Genomic DNA, 16,012 nt, shown 5'->3' with positions numbered 1-16,012 from the left:
GTTGGATCTGCGCGACGGCCTGAAGAGCTCGCCGGCGCTGGAGCAGGCCCGCGCGGCCCTGCGCGCCGAGGTGCCGTTCTACGAGAAGGACCGTTTCTTTGCGCCGGACATCGACGCGGCGACCGGGCTGCTGGCGTCGCGGTGCCTGAGCGCGTTGGTGCCTGCCAAACTGCTGCCGAGCCTGTAAGGGCCTCATCGCTGGCAAGCCAGCTCCCACGGGTTCTGCGCAGTCCCCTGTGGGAGCTGGCTTGCCAGCGATGACGGCAGTCCAGGCGCCGTAAAGACAGCTGCTCCCGCATTGAAGCCTGTACACCTTGCGGAAGCGGCATTGCGATTGGATTTTGAAAGCGGTGGAGCCCTGAGGGATCAACTTTCCCTGTGGGCGCCATTGACCGGAAGACGGCTGCCCAGGCGGTAGCGCGACGACGGGTGAACCAGGCGCACATAGGTGACGATCTTGCCCTGGTTCCAGGTCCGGCGCATGAGCACCAGGCAAGGCTCGTTGTCATCGATCTGCATGTATTTGCTCTCGTCGCCGCTGGGGTGGCTGGCCTCGACGATGTGCTCCATCTCATCCGGCCGGATGACCTGCAACAGGTACCGGGCCGGTTGCAGGCTTTCGCCGAACGCCTGCTGCAGAAACTCCGGCACCATCTCGGGATTGACGTAGCGGTCCTCCAATTGCACCGGCACGCCTTCTTCGCTGTGCACACAGATCAAATGAAACACCGACGCCCCTGTAGGCAACGCCAACGCAGCGGCCACCTGCATCGAGGCGGCCTCGCGTGCCAGGTGCAGCACCTTGCACGTGTAGCTGTGCCCCCGGGCGATGATTTCGTCGGCGATGTTGGTGATGCGCAGCAGGTTCGACTGCGGCTTGCTCTCGGCCACGAACGTGCCGACCCCCGAGATCCGCACCAGGTGGCCTTCGTCGGCGAGTTCGCGCAGGGCACGGTTGACCGTCATGCGCGACATGCCCAGCTCCTGCACCAACTGATGCTCGGAAGGGATCAGGTCGCCGGGTTTCCAGACCCCGGCGCGAAGCTTGCCTTGCACGAAATCCTTCGCGCGTTGATAGCGCGCTTGCGGCGCATTCTTAGTCATCAGTCAATCAATCCGAATCTCTTCCACGGTAAAGGCGCTTGCCGAGTCTTGGCGACAAAGCCGCTATCCTCACAGCTTAGGAGGGACAGCCGCAAGTGCCGGGCGCATTCAAATGGCGTGCCGGAGCAGGGCATGGCCGCTGCGCCTCGTCCTGCGCCTGTTCTCCTTTGTCGCGGAACGCTCAGGTGCCGCACTTGCGATGTTCTCGTTGTCTTTCACCGTACGGTGTCTGCGATATGTTTCTTACATGGCTATAGTTGTATGTACATATAATGCAGTGCAACTTCTGCAGAAGGCGAGCTTGGGCAATATTTCACAATTGCTACATGAAAGTGAATTAAATATTAAAGTTTTGCTCCGATAAAAAAATATTGACATGTTTATTTCATGACAAGATACTTCGATTCGGAAGTAATAAAGCACTTCACCGTCGATGGAATAAGATTCCTGAGAAGCATAACGTCCAATCAGACTCGCCTGCTTCGAAACGGCTCCCGATCTCTGCAATACCAGTATCTTGTTTCGTGTTGCCCGACGGTTACGGCACTGTAGCCTTACGGGCAGCCAATGGTCGTCGCTCACTTATTCAATTCTTATATATGTTTGGCCTGCGCATTCTGTTGGGGTGAACTCGTGTTTGCGCTGATTAAAAATTTGCCTATTGGTTCTAATGGGCAAGGCGGGCGCGGTTGGTTCGAGACGTCAACTTCAATAGCATTATCATGAAGATCTGGAATAGGGCATATGGATATTGCTGGCAATGTTGTATACGTAAAGATGAACGCTGATATTCTTCATTCGGGTCACATTGACGTGATCGGTGAAGCGGAAAAGTATGGTTCTGTGGTCGTTGGTGTGTTGACGGACAAGGCGATGGCGTTGTCCGGACGCGAGCCGATATTGAATTTCGAACAGCGTGCAAGTGTTTTCAGTCGTGTCAAAGGTGTCTCCAAGGTGGTGCCTCAAGACAGTGCGGACGCCATCACCAACATTCTGGATTTACAACCGACCTACGTTCTCCACTGGGACGATGAAGGCAAGGGCATCGGTCGGCCCGAGCGGGAACGCGTCGAACAGGCGCTTTCCGGCTGGGGCGGGAAACTGATTGTCAGCGATCAATCTCACACAGGCTCGAATGCGTCAGTGTTTGAGCGCTTGAACAAGGCCTACGCCAGACCGCATTCCAGGCAGCAGCAACTGAGCCGCCTTCTTGAGGCCAAGTCCTTTGTCCGGGTGCTCGAAGCCCATACACCGCTGTGCGGGCTGATTATCGAAAACCTGCAGGTCGAATCAGGCGGAGAATCCCGAACGTTTGATGCGATGTGGTCCAGCAGCCTGACCGACTCGACATCCAAGGGGAAACCCGACATCGAGGCGGTGGACCTGACGTCGCGTCTGCAGAACATCAACGACATCTTTGAGGTCACCACCAAACCGCTCATCTATGACGCCGACACCGGCGGCAAACCCGAGCACTTTGCGCTGGCGGTGAAGAGCCTGGAGAGGGTCGGTGTCTCTGCGGTCATCATTGAAGACAAGACCGGGTTGAAGAAGAACTCACTGTTCGGCAACACCGTCACGCAGGATCAGGAAAGTATCGAAGCGTTTTGCCATAAGATCCAAGTCGGCAAGGCGGCCTGCCAAACCAATGACTTCATGATCATTGCGAGAATCGAAAGCCTGATACTCGAGAAAGGCATGCATGACGCGCTAGCGCGCGCCAAGGCGTACATCGCGGCCGGGGCCGACGGCATCATGATCCACAGCCGTGAAAAATCCCCTGCCGAGATCCTGGAGTTCTGCCGGCACTACGCGATGTTCGATGAGCGCGTACCCCTTGTCGCCGTTCCCTCCAGTTACAACAGCATCACTGACATTGAGTTGTCCCGCGCAGGTGTGAACATCGTCATCTACGCCAACCACATGTTGCGGGCTTCCTATCCGGCGATGAGCCGCATCGCGCAGTCGATCCTGACGCATGGCCGCTCCATGGAGTGCGAGTCGGAATGCATGCCGATCAACGAGATTTTGGATCTGATACCAGGGACGCGGTGATTCGATGATTTCTCCAGAGTTTTTTTACCAGTCACTGAAAAGCAAGGGTGTCGAGTACTTTGCGGGCACGCCGGACTCGTTGTTGAAGTCGTTCTGCTTCTACGTTTCCGAGCACACACCCGCCAGCCATCATGTCATCGCGGCCAACGAGGGCGGCGCCATCGGTTTGGCGATGGGGTATCACCTGGCGACAGGCGGCATCCCGGCGGTGTACATGCAGAACTCGGGCTTGGGCAATGCGATCAATCCGTTGCTGTCGCTGGGCGATCCCGATGTCTACTCTATCCCGATGATTCTGATCATTGGCTGGAGAGGCGAACCTGGGGTGAAGGATGAGCCGCAGCACCTGAAGCAAGGGCGCGTGACATTGGCGCTGCTGGAGGCCATGGAAATACCTTATGACGTGATTGACGGTGACGAATCCCTCGCCCGGGCAGCCATATCAAGAGCGGTCGAGACCGCCGCCTCTCAGTCCCGCGCCTATGCACTGGTGGTCAAGGGCGGGGCCGTCGGCAGCTTCGAACCCCGCGTCGAGGGCAATAAGGTGTTTTCCTACTCTCGCGAAGACGTCATCGATGCGCTGGTCCAGCGGCTCGATGAACGCCACATTGTGGTTGCCACCACCGGCATGATTTCCAGGGAGTTGTTCGAGTGCCGCAAAAGGCACGGACAAGGGCATGACGCGGACTTCCTGACCATCGGCGGCATGGGGCACGCCTCGCAGATCGCCCTCGAGATTGCCACGCACAAGCCGGATCGCCAGGTGATCTGCCTGGACGGGGACGGCGCGCTGCTGATGCACATGGGGAGCGCGGCCATTGCAGGGACGAGGGCCAAAGGCAACTTCAAGCACCTTGTCATCAATAACGGCGCCCACGACTCCGTGGGCGGTCAGCCGACCGTCGCGCAATCGATCGACCTGCAGTCAGTGTTCGTCGGCTGTGGCTACAGCTACGTGTCGCTCTGCGTCGCGCGCGGCGATCTGTTTGAGGAGATCGAGTGGTTGCTTGATGCGCAGGGCCCGGCCTTGCTGGAGATCATGGTCGACAAGGGCGCCCGAGGCGATCTGGGTCGGCCCTCGATGGACTTGAAGGAAAGGCTGGCGGGGTTCATGGCATTCGTTTCCGATTGAATCCCACCCTTGTCGTGCCGTCCGTGGCCGGCAACGGCGATCGGCAGGGTGCCGGCTCATGCGGCGGCAGGCCAGGGATAAGCGACAAGCACAAGGAGAAAAAGCGTTTGAACTCAATGGCATTTGCAATAACTCTTTTGTCGGTATGCATGCACGCGGGCTGGAATCTGCTCGGCAAGAAACAGGCGCCGTCCTTGAGCTTTTTCATACTGGCGATCGGCACGAGCGCCATTCTGTTCAGCCCGCTGCTGAGCCTGGGGGCGGGCCTGGATAAGCTGCCGGCGATGTTCTGGTGGCTGCTGCTGGCGACCGGGCTTTGCCAGATGCTGTACATGGGCGGGTTGGCCTGGGCCTATTCCCGTGGGGATGTCAGCGTCATTTACCCGCTGGCCCGAGCGCTGCCGGTGGTGATGGTTCCCATGGTGACGGTGGGCCTGCTGGGCAGCCAGGCGCTGGTCGCCAGAGACTGGTACGGCATTGTCTTGATTGTGTTGGGCGCGCTCTGTCTGCCGTTGAGCAGCTTCCGTTCCTTTCGACTGAAAACATACTTCAACCCGGCATTGGGCTATGCGCTGTTGGCCGCCGCAGGAACCGTAGGCTATTCGGTGATCGACAAAGTGGCGCTGGATATGATGGTCAATGCCGGCTATTCACGATTGACGGCCGGCGCCAACTACATGGTGCTGCAAGCGTTGACCACGGTGTTGTGGGGACTGCCGTTGATTGCGGTGATGAGTTCAGAGCGAACGGTGTTCGCTCCCGTCTGGCGCGAGCATCGTCGCTCGATACTCGTCACCGGTTTGATGATTACCGCTACTTACGGACTTGTCCTCATCGCCATGGCGTTCAGTACGGATGTCAGTTACATCGTCGCGCTGAGGCAACTGTCGATTCCCGTAGGGGTATTGATTGGCGTGGTGTGGCTCAAGGAAACAGCGCCGCCCCTGAAGATCATCAGTGTCGCTGTGATGTTGCTGGGCCTGCTCGTCATTTCGTTACGGTGAGTCAGCCATCGTTGCGATGAAGCGAACGAGCCGCTGTTAAAAGAAAGACGGACTCGCCTGCGAAGGGCATGTCCAAATGATCGCTGTTGTTTTGATGATTTGTGGTGTCGCTTGTTTTGCGCTCAGGTTTTGCGCAAACAAGCGATATCCACGAAGGGCTTTGCATTGCCCGCAGTTCAATAAAACATAGTTAACCTAAGAGGGATTTAAGCGTGACTATCGATCGTGATGAAAGCAGTAAATACAGTGCCGAATATGATGTATCGGTACGCCGCCTGAGTGACTTGCTGGCCCTGACTTCCGCAAAGAAGGAGGCCATGGGCGCTGCCATGGTCGAGTTCTATCCAGGTGAAACCATCCGCGAGCACATCAATAAAGAAAACGTAGAAGAGATTTTTCTGCTGCTCGATGGCACGGCTGATTTCACGCTGGATGGCGTCGTTCATTCCGTGAAGGCGGGCGATGTCGCTTTCGCGAAAATCGGACAAAGCCACTCGTTCAAAAACACGTCGACCGATAAGGCCCGCCTGTTCAGCCTGTGGTGGAAAGCGGTGAGCACCGAGCAGGTGCCGGCATGAGCACAGTGAGCCGTTCGCCTTCATCGCCCATGATCATCCTGACGCCACCTCCGACGCCCAACGGTCGTCTGCACATCGGCCATATCTCAGGCCCTTACCTTCGTGCGGACCTGCATTCACGGCTGATGCGGTTTGTGAGCGGACGGCCCGTCCAACACCTGTCCCACATCGATACCTATCAGAGCTACGTCCCGAAAAAGGCGGCTCAACTGGGCCGTGACGTCAATGAGTTCTTCGAGGATGTCCAGGCGGGCATCAAGCATGACTTCAAATCGTTCGGCATCGACCACGACCTGTTCATCGACAACACCTCGACGCAATACCTGGCGTTTCTCGATTCGGCGGTGGAGCACCTGATCCCCCGGCTGAATCTGGAAACCGCCAAGGCAAAGCATTGCTCAAAGTGTGACAGTTCGCTGTATGAGGCCAACGTGAAAGGCTTTTGCAGCCATTGTCTTCACGACGCCTTTCTCAACGTCTGCGAAAATTGCTGCATCCCTATGGCGTTTGAAAAAGCGATCGCACCGGTGTGCGATACCTGCGGTCATGCGGATCATGTCCTGAGCGAAAAAGAGGTGCAGTTCCTTGCGATCACGGCCAAGGAAGTTGAACGGATCGCAGAAGTGGTCGACACGCTGCATTCGGGCAACCGTCGCATCGACTCGATGTTCCAGCACCTGAAGGCCCACCGGATCGGGTTCAGCTACGATGCCGCGTACGGCGTGTTTCCCAAAACGATGCAGGGGGCCTTGAATCCCTGGATTGAGATCTACTTCGGGCATCTGTATTCCGTTCTGAAAGCGTGCAATGTGGACACATCAGTCGGTTTTGCAGAGTCCGTGCGGCGCTTGAACGCTTTGGAGCACCCGCCTGAGGTCGTCGCCTACTTCGGGATCGATAACTCTTATTACTATGCGTTCCTGTTTCCCTACCTTTCCATGGTGCTGGGCATCACCGCCATGGTGCCCACGGCATTGAAGGCCAGTTTTTTCCTGTTCCTGAACAACGCCAAGATCTCATCAAGCCGCAATAACGTCATCTGGGCTGCCGACCTGCTGAAAGAAGGTGAACTCAAACGATTGAGGACCAACCTGGCCGACAGTTGCCCCGAGTTCGCCACCAAGGGGTACGCCGAGAGCCATAGTCGTGCGCCCGTATCAGGCGGCGAGCCAGCAGGGGGCGCAGACACCACGCCCTACGCATCCGTAGGCGCATTCAAGCAGCGGTTGTCGGCAATGACAGACGCACGGGCGTTCAGCGTTGAGGAACTGCTCAATGTCATCAATAAGGCAGGCAGTTACTCGGCTCACCTGAAAACGGTGGCGAGACCTCAGGAAGCGGCGGCCATCGACGGTTTTCTTGAAGCGCTGCTGGACGCCCTGTCGCTTGGCTGAAGGCGATTGAACCTCAGTGCACTCGTTATCCGCGCCGTCCTGGTGTCGCGTTCAGACACGGGGTGCGCGCCGTTTGATCAATCATTCTGAATGTCAGTCCACTGACTCAGGGAGGAGGTTTGCATATGGCTTCTACACAGGGTGCGGCCGATAAACGCCAGGTATTGATGAACCCGGGGCCTGTCACAACTCAAGAGCGTGTTCGATTGTCGTTGGCGGGGCCCGACCAGTGTCATCGTGAGCCGGAGTTTGCAGCACTGATGACGGCCGTCCGGCAAAAGATCACCCAAGTGTCGGGGGGCGATGACCGGTACGCATCGGTCGTGCTGACCGGTTCAGGCACCGCGGCGGTCGAAGCGACGATGGCGTCGGTGATACCGGACGGCGGCACCGTGCTGATCATCGACAACGGACACTACGCCGAGCGTCTGCATGACATCGCCAAAATCCACGCCATCGCCAGCGTTCGGTTGACGCTGGGCTGGAGCGTGCCGGTCGATAAGGAACTGATCGACAGAACCCTCCGTGAAAACCCCGGCGTCACTCATGTGGCCGTGGTCCATCACGAGACCAGCACCGGCATGCTCAATGACATTGTCGGGTTGGCCGCCATTGCCCATCGGCACGGCTGCAAAATGATTGTCGATGCCGTCAGCAGCCTGGGGGCTGAACCGATCGACCAGTCACGTGATGGCATCGACTGGCTGATCGGCTCCGCCGGCAAGTGCATCGAGGGGATGCCGGGCCTGTCATTCGTGTGCGCTCTCAAAGCGGATTTCGCGTCCCTGAAAGCCCACAAGGCACGTACGTTTTACCTTGATCTGCATCGCCATTTCACTGCGCAAGAGACCTCCAACGCACCGGCGTTCACACCCGCCGTTCCCCTGTTCTACGCACTGGACACCGCGCTGGACCTGTTGTTGGCGGAAGGGGTGGCGGAGCGAAACTCGCGCTACCGTCGGTTGGCGACGCGCCTGCGCGACGGTTTGACCCGACTAGGGCTGAGCATTTTGCTGGCTCCCGAACACCGAGCGGTCGGCCTGACCACGGTCGGCTTGCCGGAGGGTGTCCACTATGCGGATCTGCACCCGGTGCTGAAAAGCGCCGGGTACGTCATCTACACCGCCCAGGAACATCTGGCGAACAGGTTCTTCCGGCTGTCCACCATGGGGTGCATGTCCGCGGAGGACATCGACGGCTTCCTGGAGACGATGGCGCAGTTTCTGTCTGTCCGGCCTGTAACGCACGATCGTTGAGACGGGGGTCGCGATGAATAATCTTTCTGTGAACGGCAGGCCATACCGGCTTGCTGTGGTCGGTGGCGGCCCCCGAGCGGTCTATGCGATGGAGCGTCTGTCGGCGACGCTTGAGCGGCTCGGCCCTGATGCGGAGCTGGAAGTGTACCTGTTCGAGCGCAGCGGTGAATTCGGTGCGGGCCAGGCGCACAGTGGCTCCCAACCCAAGACGAGCTATCTCAACAGGATCGCCGGCCAGGTGAGTTTCGCTGCCGATGAAAGTGTCACGGATGCGGGCCCCCTCCGTGCGGCGCACAAGCGTCCGACATTGCACGAGTGGTGTCGGCGCCAGTATGCGTTGACCGGCCATCGCGATTTCGATCTGGGCCCCACCGACTGGCCCAAGCGCTATGTCCATGGGCTGGCCCTTCAGGACATGCTGATGGACTTCATTCGTGACATAGACGCCGATTCCCGAGCCAAGGTGATCCTGCGCCCGACCGAGGTGGTCGATGTCCTCGCCGAAGACGCACGGTTCCATGTCGAAGATTCGGCGGGCGAGGTGTTCCTCGTCGATTATGTGCTGCTGCTGACGGGGCACACCCACCATGATCCGGACCGGTGCGACGACGCCAGAGCGTTGATCGAGTTTGCCCGGCGCCACGAGCAGGCCGCCTACGTCCCTTTTGCCTACCCGCTGGACAGGGCGCTTCCGTCGCCCACCCAGGAAAGGCCCGAAACGGTCGGCTGCTGGGGCATGGGCCTGACCGCGATCGATGTGATCCTGCATCTGACGGAGGGGCGAGGGGGGTGGTTCTCCAGGGCGCAAAACGGCGGCTTGCACTATCAGCCCAGTGGCCGGGAACCGTCCTCCATCCTGGCGTTCAGCCATTCGGGCCTGTTTACCTTTGCGCGCCCGGAAAACCATAAGGAGACCGGCCCGGTGAACCTGGAGCATCAGGGGGTCTTTTTTACCAGGGAGACCGTTGACCGCTTGCGCCGAAAGCTCGCCGGCCGGCGCAGCGAAGCCGAGAAGGCACGGCCGCAGTTTGATTTTGACGCGGACCTGTTGCCCGTGCTGAAGCTGGAGATGGGCTACCTCCACTACCTCACACTGTTCGGGCCTTCGATCGAGGTTCTGGTTTCGGCACGCGTGCTGCCTGACTTTCAGGCGCATGCCGCCAATGAAGCCACCTTGCCCGCTGACTTCGACGGACTCGCCGCGGTTGAAGGCATCGTCGATGAGGTGACGGCGGTGCTGTCCCGGGTGCTGACCGGGCAAGCGACGGTGGCGCAAGCCCAGCGGCAGGCGGCCGGGTGGTCGGTCGAATGCGTTCTGGACCACTGGATCGGTGTCGTTCACGGTGCCGAGGCGCGGGAACAGGCGCGCATGCAGCTGCATGACTCCGCAGGCCTCGCCGGTATCGCCCAAGCCTGGTCGTCGCCTTGGCGGCTGGAGAATGATGTGCGCGGGAACAGGTTCTGCTGGGAACTGACGATCAATCCCGTTTCGCCGAGCGATTGTGCTGACGGGCACGCGTATCGCGCAGCGGTGCTCGACTTCATGGACCGCGATCTGCTGTGGGCGGCTCAAGGAAACCTGCACAACCCCCATAAGGCTGCCGCAGACGGCGTCTGGCGGGACCTGCGCTCGGTGATCTCCCATGCGATTGACGACGCCGGGCTGACAGCCGCCTCTCATCAGCGCTTCCAGCGAGAGTACTTGAGCATCCACAACCGGCTTTCAAACGGCGCTGCGGCGCAGATCATGGAAAAAGTCCGGGCGTTGATAGAGTGCGGTCTGCTGGATGTCGGCATCGGCCCGGGCGCGGTGGTCGAAACCGATCAGGCGCATGGCTGTTTCACGGTCAGAGGGGCGCAGACCGGGAGGCTGGCCAGGGTGGATACGCTGATCAACGCAAGGCTTCATCCCTTTGACCCCCGCAAGGACGCATCAAGGCTGTACCGAAACCTGATTGCCCGAGGGACAGTGCGCATGTGGGCCAACGACTCATTGCCGGGAGAACGCTACGTGCCTGGCGGGATTGATTTGACAGACGACCATCACCCGATCCGCAAGGATGGAACGGTCGAGACGCAGATCACGGTGCTGGGCCCGCCGGCGGAGGGCGGGAAGTCGTTTCTGCTGTCGGCGCTGCGTCCCTCGCAGAACCACTACGTGATGCAGGACATCCTTAAATGGCTGAAGGGGTTCTGGGGGCATGTGCAGGCGCAAACATCCGCAAGCAGCCCCGAGACAAGCTCGGGGCACGAGCCGGTCAGGCGGCCGGAGCGGCCAGAACCGAAACCAGCGCCTCTTTGAAGGCGTGCATTTCAGCAGCGGTTCCAATGGAGACCCTCAACCATCCCGCAGGGCCGGCTTCACGGATGAGTACCCCCCGTTCAAGCAGGCCCTGCCAGACGGCATGGCGGTCATCGAAACGTCCGAACAGGACAAAGTTAGCGTCAGAATCAGCGACCTCCAGGCCGATGGAGCGCAGCCAGGTCACGGTTCTGTCCCTTTCTTGTCTCAGCTCATCCACGTTGGCCATTAAGGCGTCACGATGTGAAAGGGCGGCACGGGCCACCGCCTGGGTGACGGCCGAGAGGTGATAGGGCAGCCGAACGATGCGCAGTGCATCGACAATCGCGGGGGAGGTCGCCAGATAACCGAGACGACCGCCGGCCAACGCGAACGCCTTGCTCATTGTCCGGCTGACAACCAGGTGAGGGTAGCGGGGCAGAAGAGACACCGCGCTGGGGACACCGGCGCGCCGGAACTCGGCATACGCTTCATCCACGATGACGATGCCGGGGGCGGCGGCCAGGACGGATTCGATCTCGGGAAGGGTCAGTGCGGTTCCCGTGGGGTTGTTGGGGGAGGTCAGAAAGATCACTGAGGGGTTATGGACATTGATCAAATCCAGCACGTGTCCGATGTCCAGGCTGAAGTCTTCCTGGCGTCGCCCCTCCACCCATTGAGTCAGTGAGTTGCGCGAGTACTCGGGGTACATGGGGTAGGTCGGGGCGAAAGAGAGCGCAGTGCGCCCGGTGCCGCCAAAGGCTTGCAGGAGTTGCTGCAGGACTTCGTTGGAGCCGTTGGCCGCCCACACGTTCTCGGCCTGCAACGGTGTCCCGGTGTCTTCGCTCAGGTAGGACGCCAGGTCGCCGCGCAACCCCAGGAACTCTCGGTCGGGGTAGCGATTGATGTTCTGGACGGCGAGCGTCACGGCTTTGGTGATTTCAGCGACAACTTTTTCCGAGGGAGGGTAGGGGTTTTCATTGACATTGAGTTGCACCGGAACGTCGAGCTGAGGTGCTCCGTAAGGCGTTTGTCCTCGCAGGTCACTGCGCAGCGGGAGACTGTCCAAGTGGGTACTTTTCCATTGTTCCTTCATGTGTTCCTCGTGCGGTCGTCAGAAAAAAAACGGGGCGGGCAACTGTTGTCGGCAGAACGAAAAAACGTTCGTCTGCCTATGTTGTTCTGGCTGTATCGCAGGATGTTAATTCAATTGCATTGGCGCAGTCGTTGCTTTTGACAATATTTGTCAGGTCGGTGTTCTTGATAAACAAGTCATTGGGGAGTGGTCATGTAATTGTCATAAAACGATGTTAACAATGATTGTTTTTTGTTCTTTTAGTGTGGGGCTCTGACTTCACTATTCATTTCAAGACAGGATGGACGAACATATGTCGGCGGTTATGGATGAGCGTTATTCGCGCAAAGTGGCATTGCGACACGAGCGACTCTACGGGCATGGGTATCAGGGCCCGGGCAGCGAGGCGGTTTTCGACCGACTGGCCGCCAGGCTCGACCTGAGGCAGGGGTTGAGCGTGCTGGACGTCGGGAGCGGGCTGGGCGGAGACTGCCTTCGACTGGCTGAAAAGTTCGGTGTCGCGGTGGTCGGCCTGGATGCGGCACCGGACATGACCGGGATATGCCTTGAGCGTTACCGAAATTCGCCGATCAAGGGCGTAACGTTTACGACCGGCGATGTACGGACGACAGCGCTGCTGGAACCCGCCTCGTTCGACGTGGTGTGGACCCGGGACTGCGGCGCGTTCTGGAGCGAGCAAGAAAAGGCGGATATCTGGGGGCGTTTACATCAGGCACTGCGGCCGGACGGGCAAGTTCTCATAACGGACTATTGCAAAGGGCCTGCTGAGTCGACGGCGTTCGACAACATTATGGATGCCTGGGGCCAACATATGATGTTGCCGTCGCGCTATATCGAAATCCTGACCGCCGCCGGTTTCACCGATATCGTCTTGAGTGATCGAACCGAGGATCTATTGAACAGTATGCTGGAGGGCAGGGAACTGTTGCTGACGCAAAAGGAACTGTTCATGCAGGACTTGTCCTCGGCTGAATACGACAACTTGCTGGATCGCTGGAACAAGAAAATCGGTTTCGCCCGCGATGGACTGCTGGTGTGGACAGTGCTTGCCGCACGCCGTCCCTGAATCACACGGCATCGATCGAACACGGCAAAGGATTGTGAGGTGCCTCGGAATGCCTTTGCCCTTGCGACGTTTTTCAGCGCCGGCAGCGTTGCCGGAAATGCCGCCAGGGTTGGCGGGAAGGAGAGAATGCCATGTCTGATCGCTTTGACGTTGCGGTCGTCGGACTAGGGGTAATGGGGGCGATGGCGACATGGCAGGCTGCGGAGCAAGGGGCGAAGGTCATAGCGTTCGAACAGTTCGACCCCGGGCACCCCAATGGCGCATCGCACGGCGGGTCGAGGATCTTCCGGACACTGGGGGCGGAGGGCAAGCATTATGTCCCGCTTGCCAAAACGTCCCTCGCTCTTTATCAGGCGCTGGGTCAAAAGAGCGGTCAGCCGCTCCTGACCCTGTGCGGCGGCCTTACCGTCGCACCCGGTGAAAGCCGCCTCATCGCAGATGCCATGGCAAATGCCGCTGCCCACGGCATCCGGTTCGAGTGCCTGAACCGACAGGCCATGGGCCTGCGCTTTCCTCAGTTTTCACTCGCAAGCGGCGATCTGGGCCTGTATGAGCCTAGCGCCGGGGTGATCCGTCCTGAGGCGTCGGTGCTGGCGGCCATCGCCGTCGCTGTTCGGCAGGGTGCGCGGATCGAAAGGCGCTCCCGGTGCCTGGACATACAGGCCGACCGGGCGGGGAAGCCCCTGAAGCTGATCACCGACACCGGGACGTTCAATGCATCGAAAGTCATACTGGCGACGGGGGGCTGGTTCAACCATTTTGCCCGTAAGCTGGACTGCCCCATCCGCCTGCAGCGCTCGACGCTGTCATGGTTCAAGTCCCTCGAAGATCCGTCAGGCTACGGGCCGTCGTCCTTTCCCGTGTTCACCTACAAGAGCGGGGCGCTGGATGGCTGGGGGATCCCCGACATCGACGGCATGGGCGTGAAAGTCGGCGTAAGCAGCGCTTCCATCGAGAAAAAACAATGGCTCGACCGTCCGGAAGACAACAGGGGCAGGCAACCGGACGACGAGGAACTGCAACCGGTCAGCGATTTTGTCGCAGCGGCGCTGCCGGGCCTCTCGGCCCACCCGGCCTTCGCTCAGCCTTGCATGAGCGCACAGGCGCCTGACGGGGACTTTATCCTCGGGCAGTCCGATCGGTTGCCTGGTTTCGTATTGTGCGGCGGCTTTGCCGGCCATGGCTTCAAGCATGCGCCGGCAGTAGGATTGGCCGCCGCCCAGCTGGCGCTGGAGGGGGCGACGACGGTTCCGATCCAGGCGTTCAGCCCGGATCGTTTCTGAGCGAACGCTCCAGTGCATGAGCGCGCCAATGACGGCGTTGCCCGATACGGTCACAAAGGACAGGGGTACAGAATGGACTCAAGCACGATCAATGCACCGGACAGACTGGATGTCGTTGGGCGAAGCGTTTCGGTCGCGGTCATCGGCAAACCGACACGCCCGACGGCCTATGTCGATTCGCGTTTTTTCCATGGCGTTCGCCATGCCGGCGAAGACACGCTTTTCTGGGAAGGAAAACCGATGTTTCCGTTGCTTCAGATCAGGGTCGATGAACTGCCTTTTGTCCCTGTGCAATTGAGGCACATCGCAGTCCTGGTGTTGTACATGAACCTTCAGAGCTACCCGTTCGGACAGCCTCATGGCCAGGGCTGGGCCATCCGCGAATACGCTTGCGCCGAGGGGTTGTCGGCGGTTCACAACGTTCTGTCCCCCGATCATTCCTACCCGATCCATTGGCGCAAGGCGCACGAGGGGGCCGATGCATTTCAAAGCCAGACAGCGGGGCGTTCCTGCGACGGGGCGGCCGCCCATTGCACCGGAACCAAGGTGGGTGGCTATCCTTCTGAAATCCTGCGCACCTCCAGGCTCGACGAGTTCGTGTTTCAGATCGCTTCGGAATCGTTGATCAACTGGAAATGGGCAGAGAACGGTGTCGGCTTGTTCTTTCGCTCGGCTCAGGGCGAGTGGCGCTGGTCCTGTGAGTTCTGAACAGCGATTCGTCTCGATGTGCCGGCACGGTCAGCCCATGCTGCGACCAGGGCCGGTCAGTATCCGGGTGAGCCCTTCGCGATAGGTCGTGACCTCGAACTCCGGAAAACGCCGCTTGAACTTCGAGGAATCGAACAGGTTGTCGTGCTCGTACCGCGGCAGCAGCTCGCGCAGTTCGCGCACTGGTTTGACGAACAGGCCGGCGGCCGTCAGCGTCCATTTGCCGAGCACCTTGTAGGTCGGTTCCCTGCCGACGATGCCGGATGCCAGGGCCACGAATTGCTTGTAGGTGAGGCGGTCGTCGTCGCAGGGCAGGTGCCAGGTCTGGCCGTAGGTGTCCGGTGCGTTCCCCAGCGCGGCCAGGGCGCGGCTGGCGTCCGGGGTCCAGATCAGCGTGCGCTTCGTATCGTCCCGCACGGGTACGCGGGGTGTCTTGCCGGCCTTGAGGTTGTCGAGGATCAGCGCGTTGGTGAAGCTCTGGGTCTTGCCTGGCCCATAGAACTCCGGAGCGCGGCCGATGACGACCGGGATCTCGCTTCGCTGCATTTCCCGCAGGACCATGGACGCCATCTGTGCGCGCACCCGGCCTTTGCGGCCGAACGGCTCGAACGGAGCGTCTTCGCTCAGCACGCGGGCATCTTGGGGGTACATGTAGGTGTTGTCGAAATACACGAACTTCGCCCCGGCCGCGCGGGTCGCGTCGAGTGCGTTTTGCAGCATCTCGGGGAATTGGGTTTCCCACACCTGGGTGTCCGGCGGCAGCCCGGCGGTGAAGTAGACGATGCTGCTGCCTTTCACTGCCTTGGTCGCTTGTTCGGCATCCAAAAGGTCGGCCGGCGCCAAGGTGTCGGTGTCATTGACCTTGAGGGGCTTGCGGCTGACGAGCCGGATGTCTTGCGTATGGTTTCGGTGCAGTTCGCGAACCAGCTCCATGGCGATCTGGCCGGTTGCTCCCAGGACGGTTTGCATGGTGTTTCCTATGAGGATTGAGGATGTCGAGTCGGGGTGGTGTGCACCCTAAGATTAAAGCTGCCTTTAAGGTCAAGCGCATTCTT

At 59.7% G+C, this 16,012-nt stretch carries 13 protein-coding genes and 1 pseudogene; 11 read left to right on the top strand and 3 right to left on the bottom strand.

Features of this window, described 5'->3' with window-relative positions; all coding sequences use genetic code 11:
* A pseudogene (locus tag CAG31_RS26020) lies at positions 1 to 187 on the top strand (histidine ammonia-lyase); the annotation flags it as partial.
* A gap of 179 nt (positions 188 to 366) precedes the next feature.
* On the opposite strand, the gene hutC reads toward CAG31_RS26020, so the two are convergent.
* The gene (gene hutC, locus CAG31_RS26015) at positions 367 to 1,104 is read right to left on the bottom strand and encodes a histidine utilization repressor (RefSeq protein WP_085586615.1); all 738 of its coding nucleotides are present in this window, start codon (positions 1,102 to 1,104) and stop codon (positions 367 to 369) included.
* Between the two features lie 744 nt (positions 1,105 to 1,848).
* On the opposite strand from hutC, the gene aepX reads away from it, so the two are divergent.
* From aepX to CAG31_RS25980, 7 genes are all read left to right on the top strand, one after another.
* Positions 1,849 to 3,159 carry a phosphoenolpyruvate mutase gene (gene aepX, locus CAG31_RS26010; protein WP_085586614.1) on the top strand — a complete coding sequence of 437 codons (1,311 nt, stop codon included), beginning with the start codon at positions 1,849 to 1,851 and terminating at the stop codon, positions 3,157 to 3,159.
* A gap of 4 nt (positions 3,160 to 3,163) precedes the next feature.
* Positions 3,164 to 4,291: a phosphonopyruvate decarboxylase gene (aepY, locus tag CAG31_RS26005; RefSeq protein ID WP_085586613.1), complete on the top strand. Its 1,128-nt coding sequence runs from the start codon at positions 3,164 to 3,166 to the stop codon at positions 4,289 to 4,291.
* Positions 4,288 to 5,295, top strand: a complete 1,008-nt coding sequence (locus CAG31_RS26000; protein ID WP_218189834.1) for a hypothetical protein — start codon at positions 4,288 to 4,290, stop codon at positions 5,293 to 5,295. Before aepY ends, CAG31_RS26000 begins: the two co-directional genes overlap by 4 nt.
* 212 nt (positions 5,296 to 5,507) lie before the next feature.
* Positions 5,508 to 5,873, top strand: a complete 366-nt coding sequence (locus CAG31_RS25995; RefSeq protein WP_139831401.1) for a cupin domain-containing protein — start codon at positions 5,508 to 5,510, stop codon at positions 5,871 to 5,873.
* Positions 5,870 to 7,267 carry a class I tRNA ligase family protein gene (locus CAG31_RS25990; protein WP_085586610.1) on the top strand — a complete coding sequence of 466 codons (1,398 nt, stop codon included), beginning with the start codon at positions 5,870 to 5,872 and terminating at the stop codon, positions 7,265 to 7,267. Before CAG31_RS25995 ends, CAG31_RS25990 begins: the two co-directional genes overlap by 4 nt.
* A gap of 125 nt (positions 7,268 to 7,392) precedes the next feature.
* Positions 7,393 to 8,523, top strand: a complete 1,131-nt coding sequence (locus tag CAG31_RS25985; protein ID WP_085586609.1) for an alanine--glyoxylate aminotransferase family protein — start codon at positions 7,393 to 7,395, stop codon at positions 8,521 to 8,523.
* 13 nt (positions 8,524 to 8,536) lie between these two features.
* Entirely contained in the window at positions 8,537 to 10,825 is a 2,289-nt protein-coding gene (locus CAG31_RS25980; protein WP_085586608.1) for an FAD/NAD(P)-binding protein, read from the top strand.
* On the opposite strand, the gene CAG31_RS25975 is transcribed toward CAG31_RS25980, so the two are convergent.
* Positions 10,782 to 11,900, bottom strand: a complete 1,119-nt coding sequence (locus CAG31_RS25975) for a histidinol-phosphate transaminase (protein WP_085586607.1) — start codon at positions 11,898 to 11,900, stop codon at positions 10,782 to 10,784. The genes CAG31_RS25980 and CAG31_RS25975 overlap by 44 nt on opposite strands.
* Before the next feature lie 292 nt (positions 11,901 to 12,192).
* Here CAG31_RS25975 and CAG31_RS25970 point away from each other — a divergent pair, with 292 nt between their 5' ends.
* The 3 genes from CAG31_RS25970 (at position 12,193) to CAG31_RS25960 (ending at position 14,957) form a co-directional block, all read left to right on the top strand.
* A complete protein-coding gene (locus tag CAG31_RS25970) occupies positions 12,193 to 12,966 on the top strand; it encodes a methyltransferase domain-containing protein (protein WP_170930072.1) in 774 nt (257 codons plus the stop codon).
* 131 nt (positions 12,967 to 13,097) lie between these two features.
* Entirely contained in the window at positions 13,098 to 14,249 is a 1,152-nt protein-coding gene (gene solA, locus CAG31_RS25965) for an N-methyl-L-tryptophan oxidase (protein ID WP_085586605.1), read from the top strand.
* A 72-nt stretch (positions 14,250 to 14,321) separates the two neighbouring features.
* Complete coding sequence (locus CAG31_RS25960; protein ID WP_139831400.1) at positions 14,322 to 14,957, top strand: hypothetical protein; 636 nt, start codon at positions 14,322 to 14,324, stop codon at positions 14,955 to 14,957.
* 30 nt (positions 14,958 to 14,987) lie between these two features.
* Here CAG31_RS25960 and CAG31_RS25955 read toward each other — a convergent pair whose 3' ends face one another.
* Positions 14,988 to 15,926 (bottom strand): NAD-dependent epimerase/dehydratase family protein, encoded by a 939-nt coding sequence (locus CAG31_RS25955; protein WP_085586602.1) that lies wholly within the window; start codon positions 15,924 to 15,926, stop codon positions 14,988 to 14,990.
* Positions 15,927 to 16,012 lie beyond the last annotated feature (86 nt).

This window comes from Pseudomonas sp. R25(2017) (assembly GCF_002112565.1).
Lineage (GTDB): Bacteria > Pseudomonadota > Gammaproteobacteria > Pseudomonadales > Pseudomonadaceae > Aquipseudomonas > Aquipseudomonas ekonensis.
Note: the sequence above shows the minus strand (reverse complement) of the source record. Positions and strands in the feature narration are given on the sequence as shown.

Coding starts and splice junctions, on each gene's coding strand:
- hutC (WP_085586615.1), bottom strand. CDS start 1,104: ATGACTAAGAATGCGCCGCAAGCGCGCTATCAACGCGCGAAGGATTTC.
- aepX (WP_085586614.1), top strand. CDS start 1,849: ATGGATATTGCTGGCAATGTTGTATACGTAAAGATGAACGCTGATATT.
- aepY (WP_085586613.1), top strand. CDS start 3,164: ATGATTTCTCCAGAGTTTTTTTACCAGTCACTGAAAAGCAAGGGTGTC.
- CAG31_RS25990 (WP_085586610.1), top strand. CDS start 5,870: ATGAGCACAGTGAGCCGTTCGCCTTCATCGCCCATGATCATCCTGACG.
- CAG31_RS25985 (WP_085586609.1), top strand. CDS start 7,393: ATGGCTTCTACACAGGGTGCGGCCGATAAACGCCAGGTATTGATGAAC.
- CAG31_RS25980 (WP_085586608.1), top strand. CDS start 8,537: ATGAATAATCTTTCTGTGAACGGCAGGCCATACCGGCTTGCTGTGGTC.
- CAG31_RS25975 (WP_085586607.1), bottom strand. CDS start 11,900: ATGAAGGAACAATGGAAAAGTACCCACTTGGACAGTCTCCCGCTGCGC.
- CAG31_RS25970 (WP_170930072.1), top strand. CDS start 12,193: ATGTCGGCGGTTATGGATGAGCGTTATTCGCGCAAAGTGGCATTGCGA.
- solA (WP_085586605.1), top strand. CDS start 13,098: ATGTCTGATCGCTTTGACGTTGCGGTCGTCGGACTAGGGGTAATGGGG.
- CAG31_RS25960 (WP_139831400.1), top strand. CDS start 14,322: ATGGACTCAAGCACGATCAATGCACCGGACAGACTGGATGTCGTTGGG.
- CAG31_RS25955 (WP_085586602.1), bottom strand. CDS start 15,926: ATGCAAACCGTCCTGGGAGCAACCGGCCAGATCGCCATGGAGCTGGTT.